Annotated in this window: 23 protein-coding genes; 18 read left to right on the top strand and 5 right to left on the bottom strand. The window is 71.6% G+C overall.

What is annotated here, in order from left to right:
- The first annotated feature begins 40 nt into the window (after positions 1-40).
- The 3 genes from F4558_RS11300 (at position 41) to F4558_RS11290 (ending at position 4,254) form a co-directional block, all read left to right on the top strand.
- On the top strand, positions 41-985 hold the full coding sequence (locus F4558_RS11300) for an ABC transporter ATP-binding protein (protein WP_167943993.1): 945 nt from the start codon (positions 41-43) through the stop codon (positions 983-985).
- The gene (locus F4558_RS11295) at positions 982-2,607 is read left to right on the top strand and encodes an ABC transporter permease (RefSeq protein ID WP_053659767.1); all 1,626 of its coding nucleotides are present in this window, start codon (positions 982-984) and stop codon (positions 2,605-2,607) included. Before F4558_RS11300 ends, F4558_RS11295 begins: the two co-directional genes overlap by 4 nt.
- Before the next feature lie 102 nt (positions 2,608-2,709).
- Positions 2,710-4,254 carry an NAD(P)-binding domain-containing protein gene (locus F4558_RS11290; RefSeq protein ID WP_053659769.1) on the top strand — a complete coding sequence of 515 codons (1,545 nt, stop codon included), beginning with the start codon at positions 2,710-2,712 and terminating at the stop codon, positions 4,252-4,254.
- On the opposite strand, the gene F4558_RS11285 is transcribed toward F4558_RS11290, so the two are convergent.
- The 3 genes from F4558_RS11285 to F4558_RS11275 form a co-directional block, all read right to left on the bottom strand.
- The gene (locus F4558_RS11285; RefSeq protein ID WP_167947380.1) at positions 4,238-4,837 is read right to left on the bottom strand and encodes a nitroreductase family protein; all 600 of its coding nucleotides are present in this window, start codon (positions 4,835-4,837) and stop codon (positions 4,238-4,240) included. The two genes, F4558_RS11290 and F4558_RS11285, sit on opposite strands and share 17 nt — an antisense overlap.
- A 163-nt stretch (positions 4,838-5,000) precedes the next feature.
- Complete coding sequence (locus tag F4558_RS11280; RefSeq protein ID WP_167943992.1) at positions 5,001-6,152, bottom strand: carboxylate-amine ligase; 1,152 nt, start codon at positions 6,150-6,152, stop codon at positions 5,001-5,003.
- Positions 6,153-6,199: 47 nt separating this feature from the next.
- Entirely contained in the window at positions 6,200-7,363 is a 1,164-nt protein-coding gene (locus tag F4558_RS11275; protein WP_167943991.1) for a M20 family metallopeptidase, read from the bottom strand.
- Between the two features lie 203 nt (positions 7,364-7,566).
- Here F4558_RS11275 and F4558_RS11270 point away from each other — a divergent pair, with 203 nt between their 5' ends.
- Positions 7,567-8,136: a carboxymuconolactone decarboxylase family protein gene (locus tag F4558_RS11270; RefSeq protein ID WP_245241305.1), complete on the top strand. Its 570-nt coding sequence runs from the start codon at positions 7,567-7,569 to the stop codon at positions 8,134-8,136.
- A 66-nt stretch (positions 8,137-8,202) separates the two neighbouring features.
- Here F4558_RS11270 and F4558_RS11265 read toward each other — a convergent pair whose 3' ends face one another.
- Positions 8,203-8,967: an alpha/beta fold hydrolase gene (locus F4558_RS11265; RefSeq protein ID WP_209273260.1), complete on the bottom strand. Its 765-nt coding sequence runs from the start codon at positions 8,965-8,967 to the stop codon at positions 8,203-8,205.
- Positions 8,968-9,034: 67 nt separating this feature from the next.
- The gene (locus F4558_RS11260; protein WP_053659772.1) at positions 9,035-9,808 is read right to left on the bottom strand and encodes a hypothetical protein; all 774 of its coding nucleotides are present in this window, start codon (positions 9,806-9,808) and stop codon (positions 9,035-9,037) included.
- Positions 9,809-10,048: 240 nt separating this feature from the next.
- On the opposite strand from F4558_RS11260, the gene F4558_RS11255 reads away from it, so the two are divergent.
- The 14 genes from F4558_RS11255 to F4558_RS11190 all read left to right on the top strand — a co-directional run bounded on the left by F4558_RS11255 (position 10,049) and on the right by F4558_RS11190 (position 24,905).
- A complete protein-coding gene (locus F4558_RS11255; protein ID WP_231640197.1) occupies positions 10,049-10,498 on the top strand; it encodes a ribonuclease domain-containing protein in 450 nt (149 codons plus the stop codon).
- 64 nt (positions 10,499-10,562) lie between these two features.
- Positions 10,563-10,928 carry a barstar family protein gene (locus F4558_RS11250; protein WP_167943989.1) on the top strand — a complete coding sequence of 122 codons (366 nt, stop codon included), beginning with the start codon at positions 10,563-10,565 and terminating at the stop codon, positions 10,926-10,928.
- Between the two features lie 875 nt (positions 10,929-11,803).
- Positions 11,804-12,745, top strand: coding sequence for a hypothetical protein (locus tag F4558_RS11245; RefSeq protein WP_167943988.1), 942 nt, complete (start codon positions 11,804-11,806; stop codon positions 12,743-12,745).
- A gap of 100 nt (positions 12,746-12,845) precedes the next feature.
- The gene (locus F4558_RS11240) at positions 12,846-14,015 is read left to right on the top strand and encodes a hypothetical protein (protein WP_053659777.1); all 1,170 of its coding nucleotides are present in this window, start codon (positions 12,846-12,848) and stop codon (positions 14,013-14,015) included.
- A gap of 16 nt (positions 14,016-14,031) precedes the next feature.
- A complete protein-coding gene (locus F4558_RS11235) occupies positions 14,032-14,460 on the top strand; it encodes a hypothetical protein (RefSeq protein ID WP_053659779.1) in 429 nt (142 codons plus the stop codon).
- Positions 14,461-14,516: 56 nt separating this feature from the next.
- Complete coding sequence (locus F4558_RS11230; RefSeq protein ID WP_053659781.1) at positions 14,517-14,771, top strand: hypothetical protein; 255 nt, start codon at positions 14,517-14,519, stop codon at positions 14,769-14,771.
- Between the two features lies 1 nt (position 14,772).
- Positions 14,773-18,000: a hypothetical protein gene (locus F4558_RS11225; protein WP_053659783.1), complete on the top strand. Its 3,228-nt coding sequence runs from the start codon at positions 14,773-14,775 to the stop codon at positions 17,998-18,000.
- Complete coding sequence (locus tag F4558_RS11220; RefSeq protein ID WP_053659785.1) at positions 17,997-19,466, top strand: hypothetical protein; 1,470 nt, start codon at positions 17,997-17,999, stop codon at positions 19,464-19,466. The genes F4558_RS11225 and F4558_RS11220 overlap by 4 nt, the downstream gene beginning before the upstream one ends.
- Before the next feature lie 2 nt (positions 19,467-19,468).
- A complete protein-coding gene (locus F4558_RS11215) occupies positions 19,469-19,969 on the top strand; it encodes a hypothetical protein (RefSeq protein ID WP_053659787.1) in 501 nt (166 codons plus the stop codon).
- Entirely contained in the window at positions 19,969-20,613 is a 645-nt protein-coding gene (locus tag F4558_RS11210; protein WP_053659789.1) for a hypothetical protein, read from the top strand. The genes F4558_RS11215 and F4558_RS11210 overlap by 1 nt, the downstream gene beginning before the upstream one ends.
- A complete protein-coding gene (locus F4558_RS11205; protein ID WP_167943987.1) occupies positions 20,610-22,637 on the top strand; it encodes a hypothetical protein in 2,028 nt (675 codons plus the stop codon). The genes F4558_RS11210 and F4558_RS11205 overlap by 4 nt, the downstream gene beginning before the upstream one ends.
- 10 nt (positions 22,638-22,647) lie before the next feature.
- The gene (locus F4558_RS11200) at positions 22,648-22,971 is read left to right on the top strand and encodes a hypothetical protein (RefSeq protein WP_167943986.1); all 324 of its coding nucleotides are present in this window, start codon (positions 22,648-22,650) and stop codon (positions 22,969-22,971) included.
- A 1-nt stretch (position 22,972) separates the two neighbouring features.
- The gene (locus F4558_RS11195; protein ID WP_167943985.1) at positions 22,973-23,476 is read left to right on the top strand and encodes a GPW/gp25 family protein; all 504 of its coding nucleotides are present in this window, start codon (positions 22,973-22,975) and stop codon (positions 23,474-23,476) included.
- Entirely contained in the window at positions 23,469-24,905 is a 1,437-nt protein-coding gene (locus tag F4558_RS11190) for a baseplate J/gp47 family protein (RefSeq protein WP_167943984.1), read from the top strand. Before F4558_RS11195 ends, F4558_RS11190 begins: the two co-directional genes overlap by 8 nt.
- The last annotated feature ends 6 nt before the right edge of the window (positions 24,906-24,911 follow it).

Raw genomic sequence — 24,911 nt, 5'->3', positions numbered from 1 at the left:
ACAGTGAGAGTGATCGACGCAGCCAACGGCAGGAGGGGCGATGCCCGTCATCTCGATCGGCAACCTGGTCAAGACGTTCGGTGCCATCCGGGCACTCGACGGGCTCGACCTTCGGGTCGAGCGGGGAGAGGTGCACGGCTTCCTCGGCCCCAACGGCGCCGGCAAGTCGACAGCCATCCGGATCCTGCTCGGCCTGCTGCGCCGCGACTCCGGTGAGACGCTGGTGCTCGACGCCGACCCCTGGCGCGATGCCGTCCGCCTGCACCGCCGTCTGGCGTACGTGCCCGGCGACGTCAGCCTCTGGCCCAACCTCACCGGGGGAGAGGCGATCGACCTGCTCGGTGAGCTGCGCGGCGGCCTCGACCAGAACCGCCGCGACGAGCTGCTGCGCCGCTTCGACCTGGACCCCACCCGCAGGTGCCGCACCTACTCCAAAGGCAACCGGCAGAAGGTCGCCATCGTCGCCGCGTTCGCGTCCAACGTGGAGCTGTACGTGCTCGACGAGCCGACCTCCGGCCTCGACCCCCTCATGGAGGCGGTGTTCCAGGACGAGGTCCGGCGGATCAAGCGGGCCGGCGCGACAGTGCTGCTCTCCAGCCACGTACTCGCCGAGGTCGAGGCCCTCTGCGACCGGGTCAGCATCATCCGCGAGGGTCGGACCGTCGAGTCCGGCACCCTCACCGAGCTGCGCCACCTCACCCGTACGGCGGTGACCGTCGAAACGGCCCGCCCGGCCACCGGTCTGGCCGAGCTGCCGGGCGTGCACGACGTGCACGAGGTCGACGGTCGTACCCACCTGGAGGTCGAGCCGGCGCACCTGGACGAGCTGCTCGGCCGGCTCGTCCACTTCGGTGTCCGGGCGCTGACAAGCACACCGCCCACACTGGAACAGCTCTTCCTGCGTCACTACGGCGACGACCCGGCCGCCGCGAACGGCCGCGCCGACGCCGCCGACGCCGACGCCCCAGGGGCAGGTGCGCGGTGAGCGCCCTCACCGGTACGCCCCGGCTGGCCCGCCTGGTGCTGCGCCGCGACCGGATCCGCCTCGCCATCTGGGTCCTCGGCACACCGCTGCTCGGCTACGCCCTCGCCGGCAGCGTCGCCGGCATCTACCCCGACGAGGCCGCCCGCCAGGGCTACGCCACCACCTCGGCGTCCAGCCTCGTCGCCCGCGCCTTCAACGGCCCGATCGCCGGCACCGACCTCGGAGCCGTGGTGGTCGCCGAGACATACGTGACGCTGGCCCTGATCGTCGCGCTGCTGAGCAGCTTCGCCGTGGTCCGGCACACGCGCCAGGACGAGGAGACCGGCCGGGCGGAGCTGCTCGGCGCGTCAGTCGTCGGCAGGTACGCGCCGCTCACCGCCGCGCTGACGGTCGTCGTCGCGGCTAACGTGCTGGCCGCCGCGCTGCTCCTGCTCGCGCTGGTCGGCGCGGGTCTGCCACTTGCCGGTTCGGTCGCCGCGGCCGGCGCGATCGGTGGCGTCGGGATCGCCTTCACGGCCGTGGCCGCGGTCACCGCGCAGCTCTCGGTGACCGCCCGAGGCGCCAACGCACTCGCCGCCGCTGTCGTCGGGCTCTCCTTCGTGCTGCGCGCCGCCGGTGACGTCCTCGGCGAGCAGAGCGCCGACGGCACCCGGGTACGCAGCGCCTGGCCGTCCTGGCTCTCCCCGCTCGGTTGGGGCAACCAGGTGCGCGCCTTCGGCGACGAGCAGTGGTGGGTGCTCGCCCTGCCCGTTCTGCTGCTGGCGGCAGGGGTGGCGCTCGCGTACGCCCTCGCGGAGCGACGTGACCTGGGCGCCGGCCTCATCGCACCCCGGCGCGGCCCGGCCACCGGCGCGGCCGGGCTGCTCAGCCCCGCCGGCCTGGCCTGGCGTACGCAACGGGGAACCCTGCTGGGCTGGGCGGTCGGAGTGGCAGTCCTCGGCCTGTCGATGGGCGTCGCCGCCGACGAGTTCAACGCGATGATCGACGCGAACCCGGCCGCCGCCGAGGCGATAAACGCGATGGGCGGTGGCGACAACCTGCTCGACGCGTACCTGGCCGCGATGCTGGGGCTGTTCGCGCTGACCATCGGCGCGTACGTCGTGCAGGCCCTGCTGCGCGTACGCGGCGACGAGACCGACGGAACACTGGAGGCGGCGCTGGCCACCGCCGTGGGTCGTACCCGCTGGCTCGGCACCCAGGTGCTCGCCGCCGTGCTCGGCGCTGTCGCGTTGCTGCTGCTCGCCGGCCTGACCACAGGCCTCGGCTACGGCCTGGTCACCGGCGATCCGCTCGGCTCGGCCGTCGAGCTGGCTGGCGCCGCGCTGCTGCGGCTGCCCGCCCTCCTGGTGGTCGCCGGGGTGGTGACAGCGCTGTTCGGTCTGCTGCCCCGCCGGTCGGTGGCGCTGTCCTGGGCGGTGCTGCTGGTCTTCCTGCTGCTCGGGCAGCTCGGCGCGGTCCTGGAACTACCGCAGGCGGCGCTCGACCTGTCGCCGTACACCCATGTGCCGTCCGTGCCCGCTGTCGACCCGGTGGCGCTGCCGCTCGTGGTGCTGACAGCGGTGGCCGCGTTACTGCTCGCGGCGGGCGTCGCCGGTTTCCGCCGTCGGGACGTCCCGAGCTGACAGGCGTTGCCGCGCCTGCTGTTTCTCAACGCAGCGGTATTGACACGTAACGCATTGCATCCCATGGTCGATGGACCCGTTTCTCCGTCGAAGGGTCGCAGGATGGTCAGCAGCGAACACAGGTACGTCATCGTCGGGGCCGGGCCTGCCGGCCTTCAACTGAGCTACTACCTCCAGCAGCAGGGCGCCGACTACCTGACGTTCGAGAGCGGCGACGCGCCGGGCGGGTTCTTCACGCGGTTTCCGCGCCACCGCCGGCTCATCTCGCTCAACAAGGTGCACACCGACAGCACCGATCCCGAGATCCGCCTCCGCTGGGACTGGAACTCGCTGCTCAACGACGACCCGGATCTGTTGTTCCCGAAGTTCAGCGAGGAGTACCTTCCGGCGGCCGACGACCTGGTGCGCTACCTCGCCGAGTTCCAACGTGTCCACAAGCTCAACGTCCGCTACGGCACGACAGTCGAGCGGATCACCCGGACCGACGACGGCTTCACGGTGCGCACCAACAAGGGTGAGGTGCGGGCGCGCTGCCTGGTCGTGGCCACCGGCTGGGGCCAGCCGTTCGTGCCCGCCATCAAGGGCATCGAACACGCCATCGGGTACGAGGACATGGTCGTCGACCCCACGGCGTACGACGGTCAGCGGGTCCTCATCATCGGCAAGGGCAACTCCGCGTTCGAGACGGCGTCGGCAATCCTCGGGCGGGCGTCGATGGTGCACCTCGCCAGCCGGCAACCGTTGCGACTGGCATGGAACACCAAACATCCCGGCGACGTCCGTGGCCAGTACGGCGCGATCCTCGACAGCTACCAGTTCAAGACGCTGCACTCGGTGCTGGACTGCACGATCGACGAGATCCGTCAGGTCGACGGACGGTACGAGGTGTCCATCACGTACACCCACGCCCAGGGGGAGACCGCGGTCCTCGACTACCACACGGTGCTGAGGTGCACGGGCTTCCGGATGAACACCGCCATGTTCGACGAGACGGTCCGCCCCGACATGGTGCGCGACGGCCGCATGCCCGGTCTGCGGCCCGACTGGCAGTCCCGCAACGTCGACGACCTGTACTTCGCCGGCACCATCGCCCAGGACCGGGACGCCAAACACGCCTCGTCGCCCTTCATCGACGGCTTCCGGTACAACCTGCGCACGTTCACGCGGATGCTGCGGGAGCGCTACGACGGCGTGCCGCTGCCGTACGCCACGACGCCCGCCGACCCCGCGTCGCTGACCAAACTCATGCTCGACAGGGTCAACTGGTCCTCGGCGCTGTGGACCCAGTTCGAATACCTGTGCGACGTCTTCGTCCGCGACGACGCCACCGGCGACTTCCACCACTACGAGGACCTGCCGGAGGACTACGCGGTGGAGCGCTTCGGAGCCGCCGCTCAGTGGTACACGCTCGCGCTGCGGTGGGGCCGCGACGACTACGGCGACGTCTTCGCCATCGACAGGCACCCGACCCCCGACCGGGCGAGGGAGAGCGCCTTCATCCACCCGGTGATCCGGCGTTACCGTGGCGCGGAACTGGTCGCCGAGCAGCACCTGCTGGAGGACCTGCTGGCCGAGTGGCGGCGCCCGGACCGCCACGTCGAGCCCCTTGTCGAATTCCTGACCGGGGACCTCACCACCGGATCATGACCTCATCGAGGGGTTTGCGGGTCAGATCGGGCACCTGGGCGTCCGGCGCGGGATACCCGACGGGCATCACCACGTACGGGCGCTCCTCCGGCGGACGCTCGCACACCTCGTTGAGGAACCGCATCGGACTGGGCGTGTGGGTCAGGGTGACCAGGCCGGCGTGGTGCAGCGCGGTGATCAGAAGACCGACGGCGATGCCCACGGACTCCTTGACGTAGTAGGGCTTCGGGCTGTTCGGCCCCTGGTGCACCTCGAAGACGACGATGACGGCAGGTGCGGTCTCCAGGAACGGCTTCCGCCAGTCGGTGCCTAGCCTGGCGATCGCACCCAGCCACTCCGCCGAGGCGCGGCGGTCGTAGAAGGCGCGTTCCTCGGCCTCCGCCGCCTCGCGTAGCCGGCGTTTGCGTGCCGGGTCGGTCAGCACCACGAACCGCCACGGCTGCACGTTCGCACCACTGGGCGCTGTCGACGCGGCCCGGATGGCGGCCTCGATCACCCCGTCGGGAATCGGGTCGCCGGCGAAGTCACGCACGGAACGGCGTAACGCCATCCGTTCGGCGAAGGCCTCCGCCTCGCGCACCATGTCCGCCGGGGGCCTCCGGTCGTGCTGGATGGCGACAGTGGACAGCAGATCTGCGTCGTTCACCTGGGACCTCCCCTGATCCGGTGCACCGGTCTTCACGGGAGGGCACGCCCGCCGTCGACATCCGGTTTCTCAAGCATTTCCGGGGCCGGGCGGCTTGTCGTTACGCCGTTGTGCTTTCTTCGTACATGGGCCGCTTGGACGCGGTCCGGGCGGCGATCTCGTCGACCACGTCGGTGAGGCGCCCGCGTCGCGCTGCGGCGGCCCGCTGCCGGGTCGCCCCGTCGCCGTTCGTGGCCAGCCACCCCAGCCAGGACTCCACAGGCTCCCGGTCGCCCGCGGCGTCCAGCGCCGGCCGGGCCAGCGCCACGAGCCGCTCGGCGAGAGTCGCCGCGGGCAGCAGCCGGCCCGTGATCACGTCGACGCCGTGCCCGCCCATCCCGTCGCGGGCCGCCCGCCAGTACGCGAGCCGCATCAGCTCAGCCGTCGGCTGTGGCCCCTCGTCACCTCTGTCGACGGCCTCCCCGGCGACGACCGCCAGGGCCCGCACCAGTGCCGCCAGCGCCGCCGATTCCACGGCGGTCAGGGGTACGTCGGCCACCCGTACCTCAAGAGTCGGGTGGTTGATCGACAGGCGGAGGTCCCAGAAGATCGTGCCGTGGTCGACAAGCGCGCCCGCGTCCAGGAGCATCGCCACGTGGTCGTCGTACTGCCGTGCCGACCGCAGGAACGGCGGCGGGCCGGCCACCGGCCAGCGCCCCCACGTGACAGTGCGCCAACTCGCGTACCCGGTGTCGCGCTCGGCCCAGTAGGGCGAGTTGGCAGTGAGGGCGACGAACACCGGCAGGTGCTGGCGCAGATGGTTGCCGATCAGCACGGCGCGGTCCCGGTCGGGCTCCTCCACGTGGACGTGGACGGCGCAGATCGCCAACTCGTCATGCAGCCCACGGAACATGGCGGTGCCCCGGTCCTGCCGGGGCCCCTCGGTGATGGGCGGCGGTACGGCACAGCCGAGCACCGGTGAGCCGCTGGCGATCACCCGCAGACCCGCCGACCGGGCCGCTGCCTGGACGGCGGCGCGACCCTCGACCAGCTGCGCGCGGAGATCGTCCACGCTGCGGCACGGGTCGGTGCGGATCTCCACCTGGAACTTGGTGATCTCACCACCGACCCGGGCGCCGAGGGCCGGGCGCGCACCGTCGACCACAGTCGCCGCCTCCGGCACGACCACACCCCGGTCGGCGTCTACGACGAGGAACTCCTCCTCGACGCCGAGCAGGGGAACCGACGATGCCGAACGGTGTCCCGTAGTCATATCGACGCCGACCCCTCGCTGCCGGACGTTCGCCGGCGTTGAGCAGGTTACTGGATGTCGCCGACAGGTTGCGATCCGAAACGCTCCATCGTGGACAGCGCGTCAACGAGCCCGGCCAGGAGCGCCGTCCGCTCCGGCATCCGGTCGAGGCAGACGTACTCGTCGGCGGCGTGCGCTCCGCCACCCACCGCGCCCAGGCCGTCCAGGGTCGGCACGCCCAGCGCGGCGGTGAAGTTGCCGTCGGACGCGCCGGCAGCGGACGCGCCCACCAGCCGCGGAATGCCGAGCTGGCCCGCGATCGACTGAGCCAACTCCAGAAGCGGCCGCGCGAGCTCGGGGGACATGGGGTACCTGTTGATCCCGCCCTGCACCGCGAGCGTCGCCTCGGGCAGGAACGGCACCAACCCACGGATAGCGTGATCGACCCGTTCGAGTTCGTCTCTGGTCCAGGCGCGCACGTCAACGGCCAGGCTGGCATGCTCGGGCACCGTGTTCGTCGTGGTGCCCGCCGAGAGCAGCGTCGGCGTGACCGAGGTGCCGCCGCTGTCCGCCGCGCCGAGCGTCCTCAATGTGAGAACCTGATGGGCGACCTCGACAGTGGCGTTGACCCCGCGCTGCGGTTCGACACCGGCGTGCGCGGCGCGACCCGAGACGGTGAGCCGGTACACCGACCCGCCCTTGCGAGCCACCTTCACGTGCCCCTCCGGGGTGGCCGCCTCGCAGACCAGAACGGCACCTGAGCGCCGAGCCTCACGCTCGATCAACGGCCTCGACGTGACGGAGCCGGTCTCCTCGTCGCAGGTGAGCAGCACACCGACAGCCGAGGTGTCCTCAAGCAGGCGCAGCGCGGTAAACATCTGCACGATCCCGGCCTTCATGTCACACACGCCGGGTCCCGTCGCGACGTCCCCGCGTACGGTGAACGGCCTCGACCGGATCGTGCCGACCGGGAAAACCGTGTCGAAATGCCCCAGGAGCAGCACACGCTGGTCGACGGCCGGCCACAGCAGGTGCGGCAGCCCATCGACAACGACCCGGCGGGCGGGCCGGCCGAGCACCTCCTCGCCCCAGCGGGCAAGCAGGTCGGCGCAGGTTTCCAGGTGGGGCAACGAGCCTGGCGCAGACTCGCACGAGACGAGCGCGTCCAGCCGGTCGACCATGTCGGTTCGGAGCTTCTCGGCGGCGTCAAGCAGACGGAGTGGGTGCTCCATCGATCCCTCCAACCGCACGACCGACGGCCTGGCCGGACGTGCCCATCGACCATCGCAGGAGGCCGGGGCTGTGGTCATCCTTGTCTTTGCTCAGCTGGACGGTGCCTGGCGATCACGTTGGTCGAGCACCGCTTGCCACTTTCCCGACAGTGTTCGGGGTCGCAGCGGCGTACCGTTCGCGGTCGAGCGTAGGGAGGGGCAGGATGAGCCACCTGCAGCAGGCGGAGCAGTCGCCGGAAACCGAGCGGATCTTCGATGCGGACACGAGTGCGATGGGCTACCTGCCCAACTACACAAGGTTGTTCGCCCACAGCCCGGCCGTGTACCTGGCCTGGCAGCAGCTCAACGGTGCGGTGAAGGCCGAGATGGAGCTGCGCCGCTACGAGTTGGCGACCCTCGCCGCAGCCCGGGCCCTGAAGTCCTCCTACTGCGGACTGGCGCACGGGAAGATCCTGCGCGACAAGTTCTTCGACGCATCGACCGTCGCCGCCATCGCGACGGAGCACGGCAGCGCCGACCTCTCCGCGCAGGAGGTCGCAGTCGTCACGTTCGCCGGGAAGGTCGCGACCGATGCGAGCTCCGTCCGCGAGGCCGACATCGAGGTCCTACGCGGTCACGGTCTCGATGACACGGAGATCTTCAGCGTCATCCTCGCCGTTGGTGCCAGATGCTTCTTCAGCACCGTGCTCAGCGCCGCCGGGGCAGAACCCGACCCGCAGTACAACGACAGCCTCGACGAAGACCTACGGCGGGCGTTGAGCTTCGGCGGCTAGACCCAGGCCGACGAGTGGCCCGGATCAACGATGCCGTGCAGCGCTTTGCGGCAGGGGCGGAACCGCTCAGCGTTCGAAGAACTCGGTCAACGCCGGCGCGAGGACGTCGTCGGGAACTCCGTGCCATTCACCGGGCAAGCTCCGGTGCAAACTGTTGGGCATCGCCTTCGCAATGGTGGCAGTCATGCCGGTGAGGTCGTCACCGCTCGCCTCGCTGCCCAGGACGAGGGTCGGCACGCTCACCGACGCCAGGAGTTGGAGCGAGGTGGCCTCGCTGACCATGCAGTCGTAGACCAGGGTGTGCGCGACCGCCTCCATCGCTGACCAGGACTGACTTTCGCGCATCCCGGCCACGACCTCGTCGGGCACGCCGACGCCGGTCAGGAAGTGCTCCACCGCGGCCGTACGGCGTTCCGCCGCTATCAGTTCGGCGAGTTCGGCGGTGAAGGCTGCTTGTGCGGACCTGTCCTCAGTGGTGTCGATCGGCGGCTCGAGAAGCGCCAGCTTGGGGATCGTGAGTCCGTTCGCGGCAGCGTGCAGGGCGAGCAGGGCGCCAGAGGAAAAGCCATAGAGAAAGGCCGAACCGCCGGCTTCGTCGATGAGCGCGGCGAGGTCGTCGACTTCGCGCTCGACGGCGTACGGCTGGGTGTCTGTGCTGTCTCCCCGACCGCGGCGGTCGTAGTGGTAGACGGTGAAGTTGGCAGCGAGCAGGTCGATCAGCCCGCCGAACGAGCTGAGCCCGCGGTAGTGCCCGGCGGCGTCCACAAGGATGAGGGCGGGCCCGCTGCCGGCCTGCTCGTAGGCGATCGAGGTGCCGTCCCTGGACGTCACCGTCCTGCTGGTCGTTGGCTTCGGCATCGCCACTAACGCTCTCCCTCAACGATGGGTGTCCGGCTGATCAGCCCTTGGTGTCTCGTCGGTGAACCAGTTCGCTGATCCAGCGGGCGGCCTCCTTCTGCGCGGCGAGCATGCTCTGGCGGGCCTCGGCCACCTCCTCGTCGGTGTCCATGTCGGGGTACTCGCTCAGGATCGTCACCCACCTGCGGCTCAGCTCCTCGGCGTACGTCGCTCTGCGAAGCTGCTCGTCGAACTGGTACTCCAGTTTTACCATCCGGTCGACGTGCGGTTGGAGCGCCGGCATGATGCGCTCGTCGAGGCGGACAGCAGCGTCGGGCCGGCAGGTGATGAGGACGTCGCCGCGTCGATAGGACCACTCCGGATCCTCGGCGAGCGCCCGCTGCAACGCCACCTCCAGGTCCGCAGCCCGGTGTGGCGGTAGATCCCGGGCTGCGTCGGAGGCGAGCCGGGTCAACCGCTGGACGGCGTTGGGCTGGAAGTACTGCACGTACCAACTCAGCACCTCGGCCCGCAGGCTCGCCGGCGACGACCAGGCGAACGTGGCGCGGATGTAGAACGAGTACACGTAGCCGCGCGCGGGAACCGGGATCAGCCGGGGCGCGTCGCGCTGTTCCACGAGCGGGCCGGACGGCGACGGACCGGCTCCGGCGCCGACGGGTGCCTCGTCCTGGAGCGCGGCGACCAGCCGGTCCCAGCTCCGTGCCCACCAGCGCCACGCGCCGACGCTCACGTTCCGGGTGATGGTCAGCCCACGGATGCCGCGCTGCCGCCACTGGTCCGCGGGGCGCGGCCTCCCGTCGGGAGCGTCCGTCATGGCACCCCTTATGGTCACGGATCCGCGTTTCACGCTAACAACCCGTGACCGATATGCCCGTAGCCACGCCGTCGACCAGGGGAGCGGCGCTGCGGCGCGGGGAGCGGATCGTCCGTAGTTCACCGAGCATTGTGGATGCGTTGAGGCGCGAAGGGGTATCGCCGCGAGCCGGCAGCGGTGAGACTGGTTCCGATCCGACAGTGACGCGGATCGATGCATCGGATGGTCTGGAGGCAGCCTGTGTCCACCCTCGTGTCCCCGCCGGCCACGCTCGGCGCGATCCGCCGGCGTACCACCACCCTCGCCCTTCTCCTCGCCATGGTCGCCGCCGCCCTTGTCGGCCCGTCCGTGGTGGCCCCCCGGTTGACCGGCTCCGCCTCGGCGGCGGTCTACAGCTCCTGCACCATGAGCCGCTGCGCGGACGCCCGCACCGCCCGCTCCGGATGGTCCGCCAAGGGCTTCCCGACCAGCCGCGGCTGGTATTCCTGGAGCGGCGGCAAATCCAACTTCGCCGGCGGCCGGTTCTACAACTACGAGGGTCAACTGCCCACCAACGCCACCTACTACGAGTACGACGTGTACCCGCGCACCCAGGGCGCCGCCCGGGACGCGTACCGGATCGTCGTGAACCGCAGCACCGGCGTCACGTGGTTTTCGCCGAACCACTACACCGACTTCTACCGGCTCTGACCAACGCCGGTGCCGGCCGCCAATCGGCCGGCACCGGTGGTCGAGCCAGATCAGGGGGTACGCGATGGTCGACCGGAACGGTGGCTCGCCACCCGAGTGGTTGACCGTGTGCCGGACGGGGACGCCGACGGTGCCCGGAGCGTCGGTGCTGGACGGCGCGGCAACCCGAACCCGACCGGCGCTCTACGCCGCACTGGCTGCGGCGCTGGCCCTGCCGGCCCACCTGGGAAGCACCTGGGACGCCCTCGCCGACGTGCTGCGGGATCGGCTGGACGCCGGCCCGCTCACCCTGCTGATCGACGACGCCGGCCAACTGCTCGCCGACGAGCCCGCCGGTGAGTACGCCGTGCTCCTCGCGGTGCTGGGCGACCTGGCCGCCACCGCCGCACATCCGCTACGCGTCGTCCTGCGCCATGCCTCGCCCTCCTGAGCGCTGCCGCTGTCGGCGCAGTCCACGAGTCGACCCAGGATCCCGTGCCGCCGCGAACGGAGGATTCCCGCGCACGCGCCCCCTCGCGGCCACGTGCACGGTTGTCGCACCGATGACCGCGGTGCCGCCTCGACGCACTGCCGCCTCGACGCACTGCCACGTCGACCTACTGCCATGTCACCCGACGCCGATCGGCTGACCGGATTCGCGTCATCGCCGCCTGGCGCGCGCCTCCGGAGATTCCGCGACCAGAGGTCCTCCCGGGTTCGGACAGGCGGGCGTCGCCCCACGGAGCGTGAGGGTGCTGGGGCGCACATGCTCCGGTGAACGTGATGACTCTGTGGCATCAAGATGACTGTGCGGTATCAAGCTCAACAGCGACCTCGGCCCCGCGCGTTGACCGGCACGCCGCGTCGGCCGGTTTGGCACCCCGCGTGGTCGGGCACGTCGCGTCAGTCGGTTCGGCACGTCGCGTCGGCCGGTTCGGCACGTCGCGTCGGCCGGTTCGGCACGCCGCGTGGTCGGGCACGTCGCGTCGGCCGGTTCGGCACGCCGCGTGGTCGGGCACGTCGCGGTGACCGGTTCGGAACGCTGCGGTGACCGGCGTCGCGTTGGTAGTGCGCTGCGACGACCCGGCGCTGCGTTCTTATGCGACGTGTTGACGGGCGCTGCGCTGGTGACGTGCGGCGCTGCGGTGGCCGGTGGCCGGTGGTCGGGGCGTGGCGGCAGTCGCTGTGCCGATGCTCAGTTCCCGACACTCGGGGTCGCCCTGGGGTCCGGTGACGGTGGCGGTGACGGTCGGGTGACGGCCGCTTCGCAATTCTCGTGCCGAGCCGGGCGGTAGGCCCCGGCACGGGCAGCGGGGGGAACGTGCGGTGGACTTCGTCGACGGGGTGCTTGTGCGGTTGGCCGATCCGGGCACCCGCGCTGCCGTCTTCGACGACGAGTCGCTGGCCCACCTGGTCGAGGCCGCGTACGACACCGAGGCGATGCCTGTCGCGCCTCCGTACTCGGCGGTGTTCGACGAGCTGACGCTCGGTTTCGCGGCCGCGCCGGTGACCCTGGCCGAGGGAGAATGGCTGGGCTCCGGCGGCACCGCGCGTACCGAACTGCGGGTACGGCTGCACGGCCTCGGCGGGTCGGCGCTGCGCATCGACGCGCTGTGGCGGGGCAGCCTGGTGGTGCGTACCAGCGTGGCCCGGGACCGGGTCGAGGACCTCGACGTGGCGGTGCCCGCCTTCGACGTCGATCCGCAGATCGTCGCCGACCTGGGCGCGCTGCCAACCGACCCGGCGGTGCTGGAGACCGAGCGCCGTACCCGTCTGGTGGCCCGGTTGCGGGCCGGCCTGCACCAGCCGGCCGCGTTCACCGACGCGCACCTGGACCGGCTGCTCGCCGGTGTGGGGGCCGCGACGGCCGGCGACCTGGTGACACGGATGCGCGGGCAGATCGCCGGTGCCACAGTGAAGCTGCGGTACGCGGCCCCGCCAGCCGCGCCGCCCACCCCGCGTCACCTGCCGTTCGCCGCCGCAGTGCTGATCCGCGACCGAGGTTTCTCCCTGGCCGACCTGCTCGTCGAAACCCGGCTCGTGCGGGCTCGCGCCGAGGAGTTGGGGCTGGACGTGCCCGCACCGGACGACGTCCGGCGCCGGCACCGGGTGGTTGCGGTCTGGGTGGTGCCCATCGAGACGTTCGACGACGACGGCTGGCCCGGCGGCGACACCGGGACCGACGCGCAGAAGCGCGCCGCCCGGTTCGCTCGCGCCGGCCAGTGGCTGGCCCGCAGCGGCATCGGGCTCGCCGCAGTGGCGACCTGAAACGCCCGCCCACCGACCACAGCGGCCCGCGAGCCGCCCACCGACCACGGCGGCCGAGGCCGCCCACCGACCACAGCAGCAACTCCGTCCGGGAGGACCCGTGGCACCGACAGCAGCATTCCCGTTCATCGAGGTCCGGATCGTGCCGCCTCCGGCGCCACTGGCCCAGCGCTCACCGGGTGTCATCGCCGTGGTCGGCAAGGCGCCGTCCACGGCCGACGGTGGCTCGGCGCCGGCGAACACGCCGGTCCGGATCGAGACCCTCGACGACGCGGTCACCAACTTCGCCCGCCGGCAGGCCGGCAACGTCGTCCGCAACGCCCTCTACAACTCGCTGGAGTTGGCGTTCCTCCAGGACCCGCGCCCCGCCAAGGTGTACGGGGTCAAGGTGTCCGGCGACGACTACGCCGCTGCCCTCGGCGCGCTGGAGGCCGCCGACGACGTCACGATGGTGTCGCTGGCCAACGAGACGAACGTCGGCAACCCGGCCGGTGCGGGGGCGCCCACCGGCCTGCACGCCCTCAAGGCGCACGTGGAGACGATGTCCGCAGCCGGCCAGCGGCGCATCGGCTTCGCCATGGTCAACCCGGCCACCGACAAGGTGCCCACCTACGTCACCGACATCACCACGGCCGCGAACCCACTCAAGAGCAGCACCAGCCGGATGATGATGATCGCGGCCCGGGGCGCCGACGGCGACGCGGCCACCGCCGCGATGGCGGCCGTGGCCGGGCTGCCGGTGCACCACAGCATCGTGCTGAAGAAGATCCGTGGGGTGGCCATCCCGGTGGCCAAGCAGTACAGCCCCGCCGAGATTAAGGGCCTGTCCGAGGCGAACCTCACGCCGATCATCGACCCGACCCTGATCACCGGGGAGAGCCTGCACTTCGCCGACGGGCGGCTGTTCACAAGCGACGCGAGCCTGCTGCACGTCGACCTGGTCCGCACCCTCGACCAGATCGAGTTCATGCTCCGCGCGGGCCTGATCGGCCTGGTGGGCGACGCGCGGATCACCAAGCCGGGGATGACACTGCTGAAGACCCAGGTCGACGGCATCCTCGGACCCCTCAAGCGGCAGGCGGTGATCGACGACTACCGCATCGAGATCCCGGTGCTGGACATCCTCAGCATCCCCGAGGTCGCCCGTACCGCCACCGACACCTCGATCGTCACCGCCGCCCGGGCCGACCGCACTGTCGACCTGGTCGTCACCGTCACGTACGGCCCAGCCGTGAGCCGCCTGCTGGTCACGCTCGTGGCCAAGTTCTGACCGGAGGAACCAGACCATGGAGTGGAAGACCCGCCTCGCGGTGCAGTACACAAAGGGCACCGAGACGGTGCTGATCAGCCCGATCGACTCGTTCAGCCCGTCCTTCTCGCTCAACGTCGAGGCGCTGCACTCGTGCGAGGTGACCCACCTGGGCGTCATCCACGCGCCGGTGTCGATGAACTTCACGATGACAGTCAAGGCGATCGGTGACGTCGCCGGCCGGCTCACCAAACTGGCCCTCGACGGCGAGCTGTTCGACATCGCGCTGCTGGAGCACACCGGCGACGACTGGGCGTTCTCGTCCTTCGTGTTGCAGGACTGCCTGATCACCAGTGCGACGCCGACGACCGCCACGATCTCCGGCGCACCGGCGGCGACGTTCAGCGGCTTCAGCCTGGCCGCCACCGTCGACCCGAAGACCGGCGACCAGTCCGTGCTGCCCTGACGCGCGACCGACCGACAGTCGACGACAACCCGCCCACGATCAACCGGAGGTAGCAGATGGCGACCGGTGCTGGCCGTGCCGCCCGGGTCACCCGTACCGGGCTGGCCCTGGTGCACGCGGGTGAGCTGGTGTTGCCGGCGGCCGGTAGCGAAGCCGAGGCCGAGCAGGTCGCCGAGGACGATCGCGCTGTCATCGCGTACCACTTCCCGGTGGAGATCGAGGTGGTCTCGGCCGGCGGCGCGGTCGACGTCGACGCCCTCGCCGACCTCGCGCTGGCCCGGCTCGCCGAGCACCTGGACGGGCGGTCCTGACGTGGCCATCTCGGTGCACGTGCCGGTGCGGATCCGGTTGGACGCGCGCTCGGTGACCGGGCGGCCGGAGGCGGTGACCGACGCGCTCGGCGCGGCCCTCGCGCGAGCTCTGGAACGCTCCCGCCGCGAGGTGGTCGCGCCCCGCGGCGGCTACCTGGAGGTACGCGCCGCAGCGCCGGAGTTCCGCTGGACCGGCGCGGGCGGCGAGAGGGTGTCCCCGGACGACAGGCGTGCCTTCGAGGCCCGGCTGCGCCAGCGCATCGACGAGGTGGTCGCTGCCGCCCGGCTGGATCCGGGGCTGCCGGCCGGTGTGGCGGCGCCGCTGAGCCGGCCGGCGGTCGAGCTGTTCGACCCGCAGCGGCTGCGCAGCCTGCTTGCGGTCTACCGGGTGCCGTCCTACGACGACGCCGGCGACGCCGCCGAGGTGCCGGTGGACGGCGACGAACCGCCGCCGATGCGCTACGAGTGGCGGTTACGCCCAGTCACCTACCTCATCGGTCACTTTGACGAACTGGCCCGCGAGGCGGTCCGGCAGCACGGGGCCCTGTCGTCGGGCAGCCCGGCTGGCGTCATCGCCCGGGTTACCGGCCCGGATGGACGGCGGGTGTGGCTGGTCATCGTCGCCACCACCCCGCTGTCCTACCTGACCTTCGACCGGTTCGGCGAGACTGTCTTCCGGGCCACCCCCCGACCGCACTTCCAGATCGTGCCGCGTACGCCAAGCCCGCAACCGGGAACGGTGGACCGTCGGCTCGTCGCCGATCGGGCCGCGCTGGTGTCCATGGTGGACGAGGAGCTCGGCGCCGACATCCGGACCCGCCTGCGCACCGCGCAGCCGCGCGGTGGCACCACCACCGCCGAGGAGTACGCGGCGCAGATCGAGCGGGCCGTCGACGCGGAGGTGAACCGGCGCGTCCAAGGGATCCTCGATTCGCTGGGCGGCGCGACACCGACCAGCCTGGTCATCGTCCAGGTGGGTGGCACGTCGTTGCTGCTGATCGGCACCGAGGCCACCGACAAGACGCTGCACTGGACCGGGCGGGCCAACCTGCTGCCGATCACCGTCGCAAAGCGCCAAACGAGACCGGTCGACCCCAACGCTCCGCCCGGTGCCGGCACCGACGCGGGCGGCGGCACCGACGGCGGCACCGACTCCGGTACCGACGGCGGCACGGGCACCGGGGCCGGCACAGCCTCGGGAACCGGCACGGGTGACGGTGGCGGCACCGGCACCGGCACCGGCACCGGCACCGGTGACGGGGGCGGCACCGGCGCTGGAGCCGGCGATACGGCACGAGGCGGGTTCGTCTTCGACCCGAGCGCCCCGAGCGCGCCGCCGAGCACCACCGCGAGCCGGTTTCCGCTTGTCACCGGTGAGCGGGCGGAGATACCGGCGTGCGGATCGCTCAACGGTGAACTCGACCTCGACGCGCTGGGCGCGGACGCCGACGGTCTGCGTCGCCTGATGGACGACATCGCGTTCCGGCTCCAGATGAACCAGCCCTGCCGCTACCCGGCGACCTTCTGTCTGCAGGCCGCCGCGGTGCTGCGCGCCCGCGCCGCAGCGATCGGCGTGATGGTCGGCTCGGCGGAGCGGGAGGGATTCAGCCGGCCCGTCCCGGAGGGCACCGGTGGGCTCGGACCACTGGACTTCCGGCCGGTCGCCTCGCCCGCCATCCAGTTCCTGCGTCACCTCGCCGGTGTGGTGCCGGGGCTGGACCACCTCGCCCAGCGGATCATGGCCGTCTACCGCAAGCCGGAGCACTGGGCCAGGATCCGCAGCGCCGCGTTCGAGCACCCGGCAGCGTGGAACCTGCACTTCCTGCACGAGTTCACACCGGCAGTGAAGGACGCCGTCGGCACGATCTTCGTGATCGGCAACAAGGCAATGCTCGTGCAGTTGCTGCTCAGCTCCCGGCAGGGCATCCAGACGCGGATCACCAACTTTTCCGCGTACGCGCCGATCTTCGAGCGGCTGATCGTCTCCCAGCTCACCGACTACGTCGAGTTGCAGGGCCTGCGGGACCGGCTGCGCCGGCACGAGACGGCCCGGACCCTCCTGAACGCCACAAGCACCGGGGGAGAGGCGCTCGCCACCGCGAGCATGGCGAACCCGTCCACCGCCTGGTTCGGGGCGGCGCACTCGCTCGCCGGCGCGTTCCTCGCCGCGGAGGCCGCGTTTGCCAGCCCCGGGGCAGCCGGTGAGATCGTCGAACGGGACGGGGTGACCCGGATCCGGGACTCCCACGGGGTGCTCTGGACCGTCGCCGACATCGAACAGGCGATGGTCATCCAGCGTGGCGAGGCCGAGGGCATCGACCCGCTCGTCAAGCAGATCACCGACCTGCCCGACGTGCTGGCTCGCTTCGCCGGTGACCGCAGTGCCATCCGCGACGAGCTGTGGCGGGTGCTCCAGGACATGCGGCGCAACAACGTCGAGATGCTCGACCGCGCCCGGGGAGACGCCGGGTTCGCGTTCCGGGCCAGCCGGATCAGCGAACACATCCCGTCGGCCACCATCCCGGGTGGCCGGTACGCCCTCCAGGGCATCCACCTCGTCACCCACCAGCAGATCGGTGAGTTTTTCGGCGGCAGCAGCTTCTACACGCTCGGCGTCGACGACCTGTTCAGCAGTGAGCTGGGCAGGCAGGCGTTGTCCGCGTTCGCGCTGACCGTCGGCATCATCGCCCTGTCGGTGCTCTGCCCACCGCTGGGCTTCGCGGTCGGGGTGGCCGTCGCGGTGGGCGACGTGGTGCACGCGCACCAGCGCGAGCGGCTGTACGGCGCGTTGATCGACCCGGAGTTGGTGCTCACCCGCGCCGAGGTGGAGGTGGAGCTCTTCGCCGCGTACCTCGGTCTGGCGCTGTCTTTGATCCCGGAGGTCGGCACCATCGGCGGCGCGGCCGTGCGCGGCGGCCGGGTCGCCCTGCGGTACGGGCTGCGTGCCGGACTGCGGTCCGGTGGTCGGTACGTGGCGCGCCGGGTCGCCCGGCAGGTGATCGAGGCGGCTTCCCGGGACCTGCTGCAGGCGTTCGTCACCGAGATCCTCCTCAACGAGGTGTTGGAGCGCGTCGTGCAGAAGCTCATGGAGCCGATCCTCGCGTACGTCGAGCGGGAGGCGATGCTGCGCAGCGCTGTCGGCGGCCCGGAGGGCGCCCGGTTCCTCCTCATGGTGCTCGACTCCCAGCCCACAGCCGCCGGTCCCCGCGTCCCGGTGGTGCGGCCGTGACCCCGCCCCGCCGGTTCCGCGCGGGCCGCTTCCTGGACTCCGCGGCGGTACACGCAGCGGCCGACGCCAACCCGCGGTTGCGCCGGTTCATGCGTACGGTTGCCGGGCACAGCGAGGCCGGTGAGGTGCGGTCCCGCCGGCTGCTGGAGCACCTCATCCGCCGCATCGTCGACGACGTCGGTGACCTGCACCTGGGCAACGCGGTGAGCAGGCTGGAGCGGATCGCCGTGCTGCGGGAGAACATCGCCTCGATCCTCGACCACGTGCTCGACGGCCGCCCCCTGCCCGAAGGGACGCAGGTGGCGGCGTTGGGGGAGTACTTCGACCAGCTCAGAACGGAGATGCGCGACCTGAGCCGACCGCGCGACGGGATCGTGGGTGACGCGCCGTTGCGCCTGGCCGACGACGCCGCCGCGTACGCCGAGTCGTTGCTGCGGGATTTCGAGGCCGGCGGCGGCCGGCACGTTGAGCCGGCCGCCGTGGTCGACGACGCGTTCCGGGCCATGCCGGCAAACCGGAAGGCCGCCGTGCGCCGTGCCGCCGAGCTGGAGCCGCAGGCGCTGTGGCGGGCGGTGGCCAGCGAGACCGAGGGCGGTAAGCGGGCCGCCGTCGCGGACCTGGAGACCCGGCTCGGTGGCCGGCTCACACCCGACGAGCTGGCTCGGCTGCGGACCGCCGTCGACGACCTCGGTCGGGCTCGCTCGCGTGGCCTGCAGATGAGCGAGGCACGCCTCGCCGAGATCCTGGCCCGCATCGCCGACCCGGACCTGCGGGCGGTGGTGGCCAGTGGCGACGTGTGGCTCACCCAGCAGCTCGCCGCGCACAACCCGGAGGCCCTGGCCACCCTGTGGCAGCGCTTCCGGGACCGGGGCGGACGCGCCGACGACGGCCCCGGTTTCCGCTCCTACCTGCGCCACGACATGGTCACCTACGGCCGGGGCGTGCTCGGCGAGTACAGCGCGGCGTTCTCGCTGAGCAGCATCGAGTTGTTCCTCAAGGGGCCGGACGCCAACGTCAAGGTCGCCGGCACCGACCTCGTCGGCATCGGCCACGACGGCTGGGCGTGGCTGATCGACGACAAGTCACACCGGTCGACGAGCGTCAGTGGAGTCAGCGCGCTCACCGAGAACCTGGCCACCAACCTGCGCCGTGACGCCGCCGACTTCCGCGACGGCATCGCACGGCTGCAACGCGGCGACCCAGGCTTCACACCGGACCCACGCATCCTCGACGCGATCTCCCGGATGGAGGACGCCGCCGCCGAGATCGACCGGATCAACCGGCGCGGCTCGGCGGCGACCCGGCCGGCGCGGATCAGCAGGGCCCTCGAAGAGCGTCGACTGAGGCTGCGGGTCACCAGCGCCGCTGGCGAGGTCCGCGAGATCAGCCAGGCGCTGCGCGACCTGGGCCTGGCCGTCGAACGCACCGGTGCGCCGGTGCCGCTGCCACCGACCGGAGGGCGCTGAGCATGGCCATCACCAGCAGCTTCATGCGGTACGGCACGGTGCCGTCGGCGATCATCAGCGACGGGGTCCTGCCGATCCCGCTGTGGGCGGTCACCGCGATCTCCCTCGCGCAGACGTACCACCTGCCGCCGATCGGCTCCACCGCGCACAAGGCGATCGTTGCCACCCACGACGACACCATCACCCTGACCGGCGTGCTCGTCGGCGCGGAACGGTACGCCTGGAAGTTCGCGCTGGAGACGATGGCCGAGGCGAGCAAACGCGGCACCGCGCTGGCCGCGTACTCCGGTGGGAAGTTCGGCGGACTCATCCTCGTCACGTCCATGACGATCCGCACCGACATGCAGGTGCAGTCGCTGACCTTCAACGCGTCGGCGGCCCGCCGCGACGTCCTGGACACCACAATCACCCTCGTCCACGTGCCCCGTCCCAGCCTGCTCGGCAAGCTGCTCGACGTGGCAAGCATCGGAGTCGGCGCGCTCGCCGACGGGTTGGGAAACTGATGCCACCGTTCCCGATCGACCGTTACCTGCTGCCGGAGACACCAGTCGAGGTGCCCGACGGGTTCACCGAGGTGCGGCAGAGCCTCACCGCCGGCCTGCCGCACCGCGTCGAACTCGGCGCGGGCGTCCACGCGGTGCTGATCCTGCCCACCGGCCTGGCCCGGCAATGGCTGAACACTGACCCCCTGGCGGTGGTCAGCAGCTCCGCCGACGACCTGGCACCCCGGCCCGCGCCGCCGGCCACACCCCGGGCCCCGGCGCTTGTCGGCCGGGTGCCGCTGCGCCTGGTCGTCCGCCAGGGCACCCGGATCCTCGGCTCGGTGCCACTGGCCACCGGCCTGCGCCGGGTCTGCCCCGACACCGGCCCATCCACCGGTGCCGGCCCGTCGACCGCCGTGGAGCTGCTTGTGCTGGCCTGGCTGCTGCACGCCGGGACGGTACGCGGCTCCGGCGACTACGGCTCGACGCTGACCCTGGCCTGGCGGCCCGCCGACCGGGCCGTGGACCAGTTCGGACCGCCGCCGATAAACGAGTTCGTCTGGCGTCGCCGCCCACCCGCGCAGCGCGTCGAATCCGAACTCGGCCCCGGCAAGCTGCGCTACCGCTACCTGCTCGACAAGAAGATGCGGAGGGTCCTGCGATGACACTCACGCCGTTCCAGACCGGCCAGGTACGCCAGGGGGCGGTCGGCAACGACGCCGGCTGGACCCTGACCTTCCACCGGGAGACCCCGACCGGGCTCAGCCAGGACGCCACGCTCACGCTGTCCAGCGCCGACTACTACGCGGCCATCGACGCCGCCCTGCCCGAGGGGCTCGGCTCCGGCGCGTACACGATCACCGTGCAGGGGCTGATCGACGAGCACTTCGCGGCGCTGCGCACCGCCGAGGGGCAACCGCCGCTGGTGGCGAAACTGCACCTGTACTGGCGCGACGCCAACACCTCCGTCGGCGCGTTCTTCACCAACCTCGTCGGCGTCAACGCCGGCCCGTCGGCGGCCGAGCTGACGCAGGCGCTTGTCGCCGTCCTGCGGGTGACGAAGGTGCGCCGACTCACCGGCGAGCGGACGTACGACACCGAGCTGACCCTCGTCGAGCAGGCGTACGCCCGGCTCGGGCAGCGGGTCGCCGAACGGTTCGAGGCGGCGAACTTCACCGCCGCCGTCCGGGCCATCGCCGAGCGGACCCGGGTGGACATCACCACCTGGGGTGCCAACCCGGACGGCACGATGACCCGGGGCGCCAGCGAGGCGGCCGGCGACGAGCGTGTCGCCTTCGGCGCCGGGCTGCTCTACCGTGCCGCGCTGGACCGGCTCGGCGGCGCGTTGCAGCAGTCGCTCAACGCGTACGGGCGGGGGATGCTGCTGATCCGCGACGGGACCGTGCACGTCGGCAAGCGCCCCATCCCGTACCCGGAGGGCGAGCCGAAACCGCTCACCCTCGCCACCGGCTTGCTGGAGTGCACCGAGAACGGCAGCCAGGACACCGACCCGTACGCGGCCACCGAGGCGGGGGGCACGGCGCCGCCGCGCCGCCGGGCATGGACGTTGACCCTCAAGGGCCGCCCCGATCTCAAGCCCGGCGACCTGGTGCTCTTCGACCCGCCCGCGGTGGACGAGGCCACCACGCTGGGCAGCGTCGGCGCGGCGCTGCTCGGCTCGTTCGCCGCGCCGTTCGCCCCGTCGACAGGGGAGTTGGGCGCGGGGGCGAAACTGCTCTACCTCAGCGCGGCCCGGCACACCCTGTCGCGTACCGCCGGGTTCGTCACCGTCGTGCAGGGCGTGGAGGTCTCCTCGCCCGCGCAGGCCTGGGACAGCTGGAGCGACGCCTCCGGCGTGGGCGTCGCCGAGCCCGCCGGCCCGGCGTCGTCGCCCGGGGTTGCCGCCGCCGAGGCGGTGCGCCGGGCCGCCCGCGCGGCCCGCGGCGAGACCCGCGGGCTGGAGATCGGCGAGGTACGCGCGGCAGCCACAAACGCCAGCGGCGCTGTCGAGCCGCCCGCGCAGACCGAGACGGTCTGGGAGGGGCTGGTCCGCCCCGACGGCCGTCCCAATGCCGCCCGCCGCCTTCCGGTACGTCGTGAACAACCCGCGCCGCTGCCCGGGGTGACCTACCTGACCCCGTTCGCGTGGGGTGGCTGTGGGCTGATCCTGCCCCGCTACCCGGGCACCCGGGTGGCGCTTGCCTACCGCAACGGCGCACCGGACGATCCGGTTGACGTCGGCGCGCTCTGGCCCACCGGGCACGCCCCGGTGTCGCAGCCGGGGGACTGGTGGCTGTCCCTGCCGGTCGGGGTCGACACCAACAGCCGCTCGTCGATAGGCGACACGGTGGTGCCCGCCGACCACAACGGCAAGGTGACGCACGACCTCACCGACGGCGACGGCAACCGGGTCATCGAGGTGGGCGAGCTGACCGTGCGGGTGGGACGGGACGAGCTGCGCGGCCGGGGCCAGCGCCCGGCACGCGCCGACGACGCCGACAGCATCACCATCGAGCACGCCGCCGGCGGCTCGTCGATCGTCATGAAGCAGGACGGCTCGATCACCATCACCGCCAAGAAGATCGACCTGGACGCCGGTGACGGCGCGGTGAACATCAAGGGCGGCACCGTCACCATCGCCGCCGACGACGTCGACGTCCAGGTCGGCAACGCGATGAACGTCCACTGAGGAGAGCGACATGGCATTCGTGCTCACCACGTCGAGTAACGTGCACTGCCCCAGCCAGGGGACGGTCTCCCCGGCGGGTCAGACGAAGCTGATCGTGGCCGGTGCTCAGGTGACACGCCTCGACGGCATCACTGGTAAGTCGGTGACCGGCTGCACGATCACCGACAGCAACCCCACGATGCAGTGCAAGAAAGTCGTCTCGGCGACCGGCGCCGCCGGAAAGCTGCTCGTCGGCAACGTCGGTGTAGCGCTCGACACCCTCAGCGGCGCCACCAACGGAAGCACCCCCGGCCTGTCCGCAAGCGCCGGGCAGAGCAAGCTGAAGGCGGTCTGAGGTGGACCGGACCGAGCGGGAACGGCAGGCCGCCCAGCGCCGCTACCTCGGCTGGGGCCTCGCCTTCGAACCCACGATGCCCGGCGTCGACCTGGCCCGCGACATCGTCTTCGACGACGGCCCGAACGGCCGGGTGCTGGCGCTTGTCGCCGGCACCCAGAACGTGGCGCAGAGCCTCTCGGTGGCGCTCACCACGCTGCGCGGCTCGAACGTCTTCGACGCCACCTTCGGCTTCGACGGGCTCAACGCCCTCGCCGAGCAGATCGAGCCGAGCCTCATCCGCGAGCAGGTGCGCATCGGCATCATCACGCTGCTCGACCGCGACCCTCGCGTCCGCAAGATCGTGGACGTGAACCTCGACGACGGTCGACTCGGCGCCACAGGCACCGACGACGCCGCCCACGCCGCGCTGCGTGCCTCCCGCACCCTCCAGGTGCAGGTCCAGTTCGAAACCATCACCGACGACAGGCTCTCGGTGCATCTCGGGGAGCTGCCCAGTGTCTGATCCGACAATGCCGGCCGAGCTGGCCGACGTCCTGGCCGTCGACGCCGCCGCCCTGCGGGCCACCGGCTCGACAGGCTTCGGCATCGTCGAAACCGGCTTCGTGCCCAAGTCCTTCGCCCGGCTGCTCGCCGAGAAGCTCGCCACCGCCCGCCTGCTCTTCGGCGAGGACGTCGACCTGACCAGCGGCGCCGTCCTGCGCAAGGTCCTCGAACTGGCCGCCCTGGAGGACGCCCGACTGTGGGCTGCCCTCGGCGCGGTCTACGACAACTCGTACGTGGTGTCGGCCACCGCCGACGCGCTGACCCGACTCGGTGAGGAACTCGGCATTCCCCGGCCGTACCTGCCGGCCCGGGGGACCGTGAAGCTGAAGCTCAAGGCCGCCCTGCCGACCGGTCGTACCCAGCTCACGCTGCCCCGGGGCGCGCGGCTGTCCACCCCCGGCGGGCACCACGTCGCACTCGACGAGACGGTAGTGCTCTCCGCCGCCGTCGCCGAACGGGAACCAGCCGTCGCCGCCTTCTACCCCGGCCCCGCGCACAACCTCGACCCCACCCAGGCCAGCCAGAAGATCGACAGGTGGAACCGGGCCGACACGCTGCTCGCCGACCTGGACGACGCCGAGCAGGCCGCCGGCAAGGACCTCGTCGAGATCACCCACACCGTCGCGCTGACCGGCGGCGAACAGCAGGTCTCCGACGCCCGCTACCGGCAGCTGCTGCTGGCCGCGCCCCGCTCCATCTGGACGGCCGAGGCGATCGGCCTGGCAGTGGCCACCGTCCCCGGCGTACGCCAGGTGCAGGTCTTCGACGGCCGGGGCGGGTTGGACCTCAACCAGTCCATCTTCGGCAACTTCAACTTCATCGAGCGCGTGTTCAGCACCGAACGCGACCTGGGCAACCCGTACTACGTCACGGTGCTCGTCGCGCCCACCGCCGCGGCCATCTGGGACGGCCCCGACGGGCTGCACGCCGCCGTCGAGTCGGTCATCGAGGACCTGCGGCCGGTGGGCATCTTCGCCTCGGTCGACCGGGCCGACGAGGTCGGCATCGGCGTCGAGGCCGACCTGGTGATCCGTGGCCTGCCGCTGCCCACCGGCTCGACGGAGACGGTGAACGCCTCCACGGCCGCCACCGAACTGCGCGCTCGGCTGCACGCCCGGCTCCGCCGCTACGTCGACGAGCTGCCCTTCGGCGAACCCGTCCGGGCTGCCGAGGTGATCTGGACGCTCATGAACGAGCCGGGCGTCGCCGACGTCCGGAGCCTGCGACTGGTGCGCTTCCCCGCCGACTCGGCAGTCGTGGTGACCGGCAGCGCCCCCACCGGCGACGGTGTGCAGCGGCTGCCCGTCGGCGACAACGCGGTGCTCGCCGCCAACCAGGTGCCCGTCTACGTCGACCGGGACGACCCCCGGCCGTTCCGGATCGTCTGAGCGGGG

It is taken from the genome of Micromonospora profundi (genome assembly GCF_011927785.1).
In the GTDB taxonomy this organism is placed as follows: Bacteria; Actinomycetota; Actinomycetes; order Mycobacteriales; family Micromonosporaceae; genus Micromonospora; species Micromonospora profundi.
This window is presented reverse-complemented; position numbering and strand designations above follow the sequence as displayed.

What these genes read in the sequence shown, in the direction of transcription:
- F4558_RS11290 (WP_053659769.1), top strand. Translation starts at nt 2,710, where the DNA reads ATGGTCAGCAGCGAACACAGGTACGTCATCGTCGGGGCCGGGCCTGCC.
- F4558_RS11260 (WP_053659772.1), bottom strand. Translation starts at nt 9,808, where the DNA reads ATGACGGACGCTCCCGACGGGAGGCCGCGCCCCGCGGACCAGTGGCGG.
- F4558_RS11270 (WP_245241305.1), top strand. Translation starts at nt 7,567, where the DNA reads ATGAGCCACCTGCAGCAGGCGGAGCAGTCGCCGGAAACCGAGCGGATC.
- F4558_RS11275 (WP_167943991.1), bottom strand. Translation starts at nt 7,363, where the DNA reads ATGGAGCACCCACTCCGTCTGCTTGACGCCGCCGAGAAGCTCCGAACC.
- F4558_RS11200 (WP_167943986.1), top strand. Translation starts at nt 22,648, where the DNA reads ATGGCATTCGTGCTCACCACGTCGAGTAACGTGCACTGCCCCAGCCAG.
- F4558_RS11230 (WP_053659781.1), top strand. Translation starts at nt 14,517, where the DNA reads ATGGCGACCGGTGCTGGCCGTGCCGCCCGGGTCACCCGTACCGGGCTG.
- F4558_RS11285 (WP_167947380.1), bottom strand. Translation starts at nt 4,837, where the DNA reads ATGGTGCGCGAGGCGGAGGCCTTCGCCGAACGGATGGCGTTACGCCGT.
- F4558_RS11205 (WP_167943987.1), top strand. Translation starts at nt 20,610, where the DNA reads ATGACACTCACGCCGTTCCAGACCGGCCAGGTACGCCAGGGGGCGGTC.
- F4558_RS11280 (WP_167943992.1), bottom strand. Translation starts at nt 6,152, where the DNA reads ATGACTACGGGACACCGTTCGGCATCGTCGGTTCCCCTGCTCGGCGTC.
- F4558_RS11235 (WP_053659779.1), top strand. Translation starts at nt 14,032, where the DNA reads ATGGAGTGGAAGACCCGCCTCGCGGTGCAGTACACAAAGGGCACCGAG.
- F4558_RS11250 (WP_167943989.1), top strand. Translation starts at nt 10,563, where the DNA reads ATGGTCGACCGGAACGGTGGCTCGCCACCCGAGTGGTTGACCGTGTGC.
- F4558_RS11210 (WP_053659789.1), top strand. Translation starts at nt 19,969, where the DNA reads ATGCCACCGTTCCCGATCGACCGTTACCTGCTGCCGGAGACACCAGTC.
- F4558_RS11300 (WP_167943993.1), top strand. Translation starts at nt 41, where the DNA reads ATGCCCGTCATCTCGATCGGCAACCTGGTCAAGACGTTCGGTGCCATC.
- F4558_RS11215 (WP_053659787.1), top strand. Translation starts at nt 19,469, where the DNA reads ATGGCCATCACCAGCAGCTTCATGCGGTACGGCACGGTGCCGTCGGCG.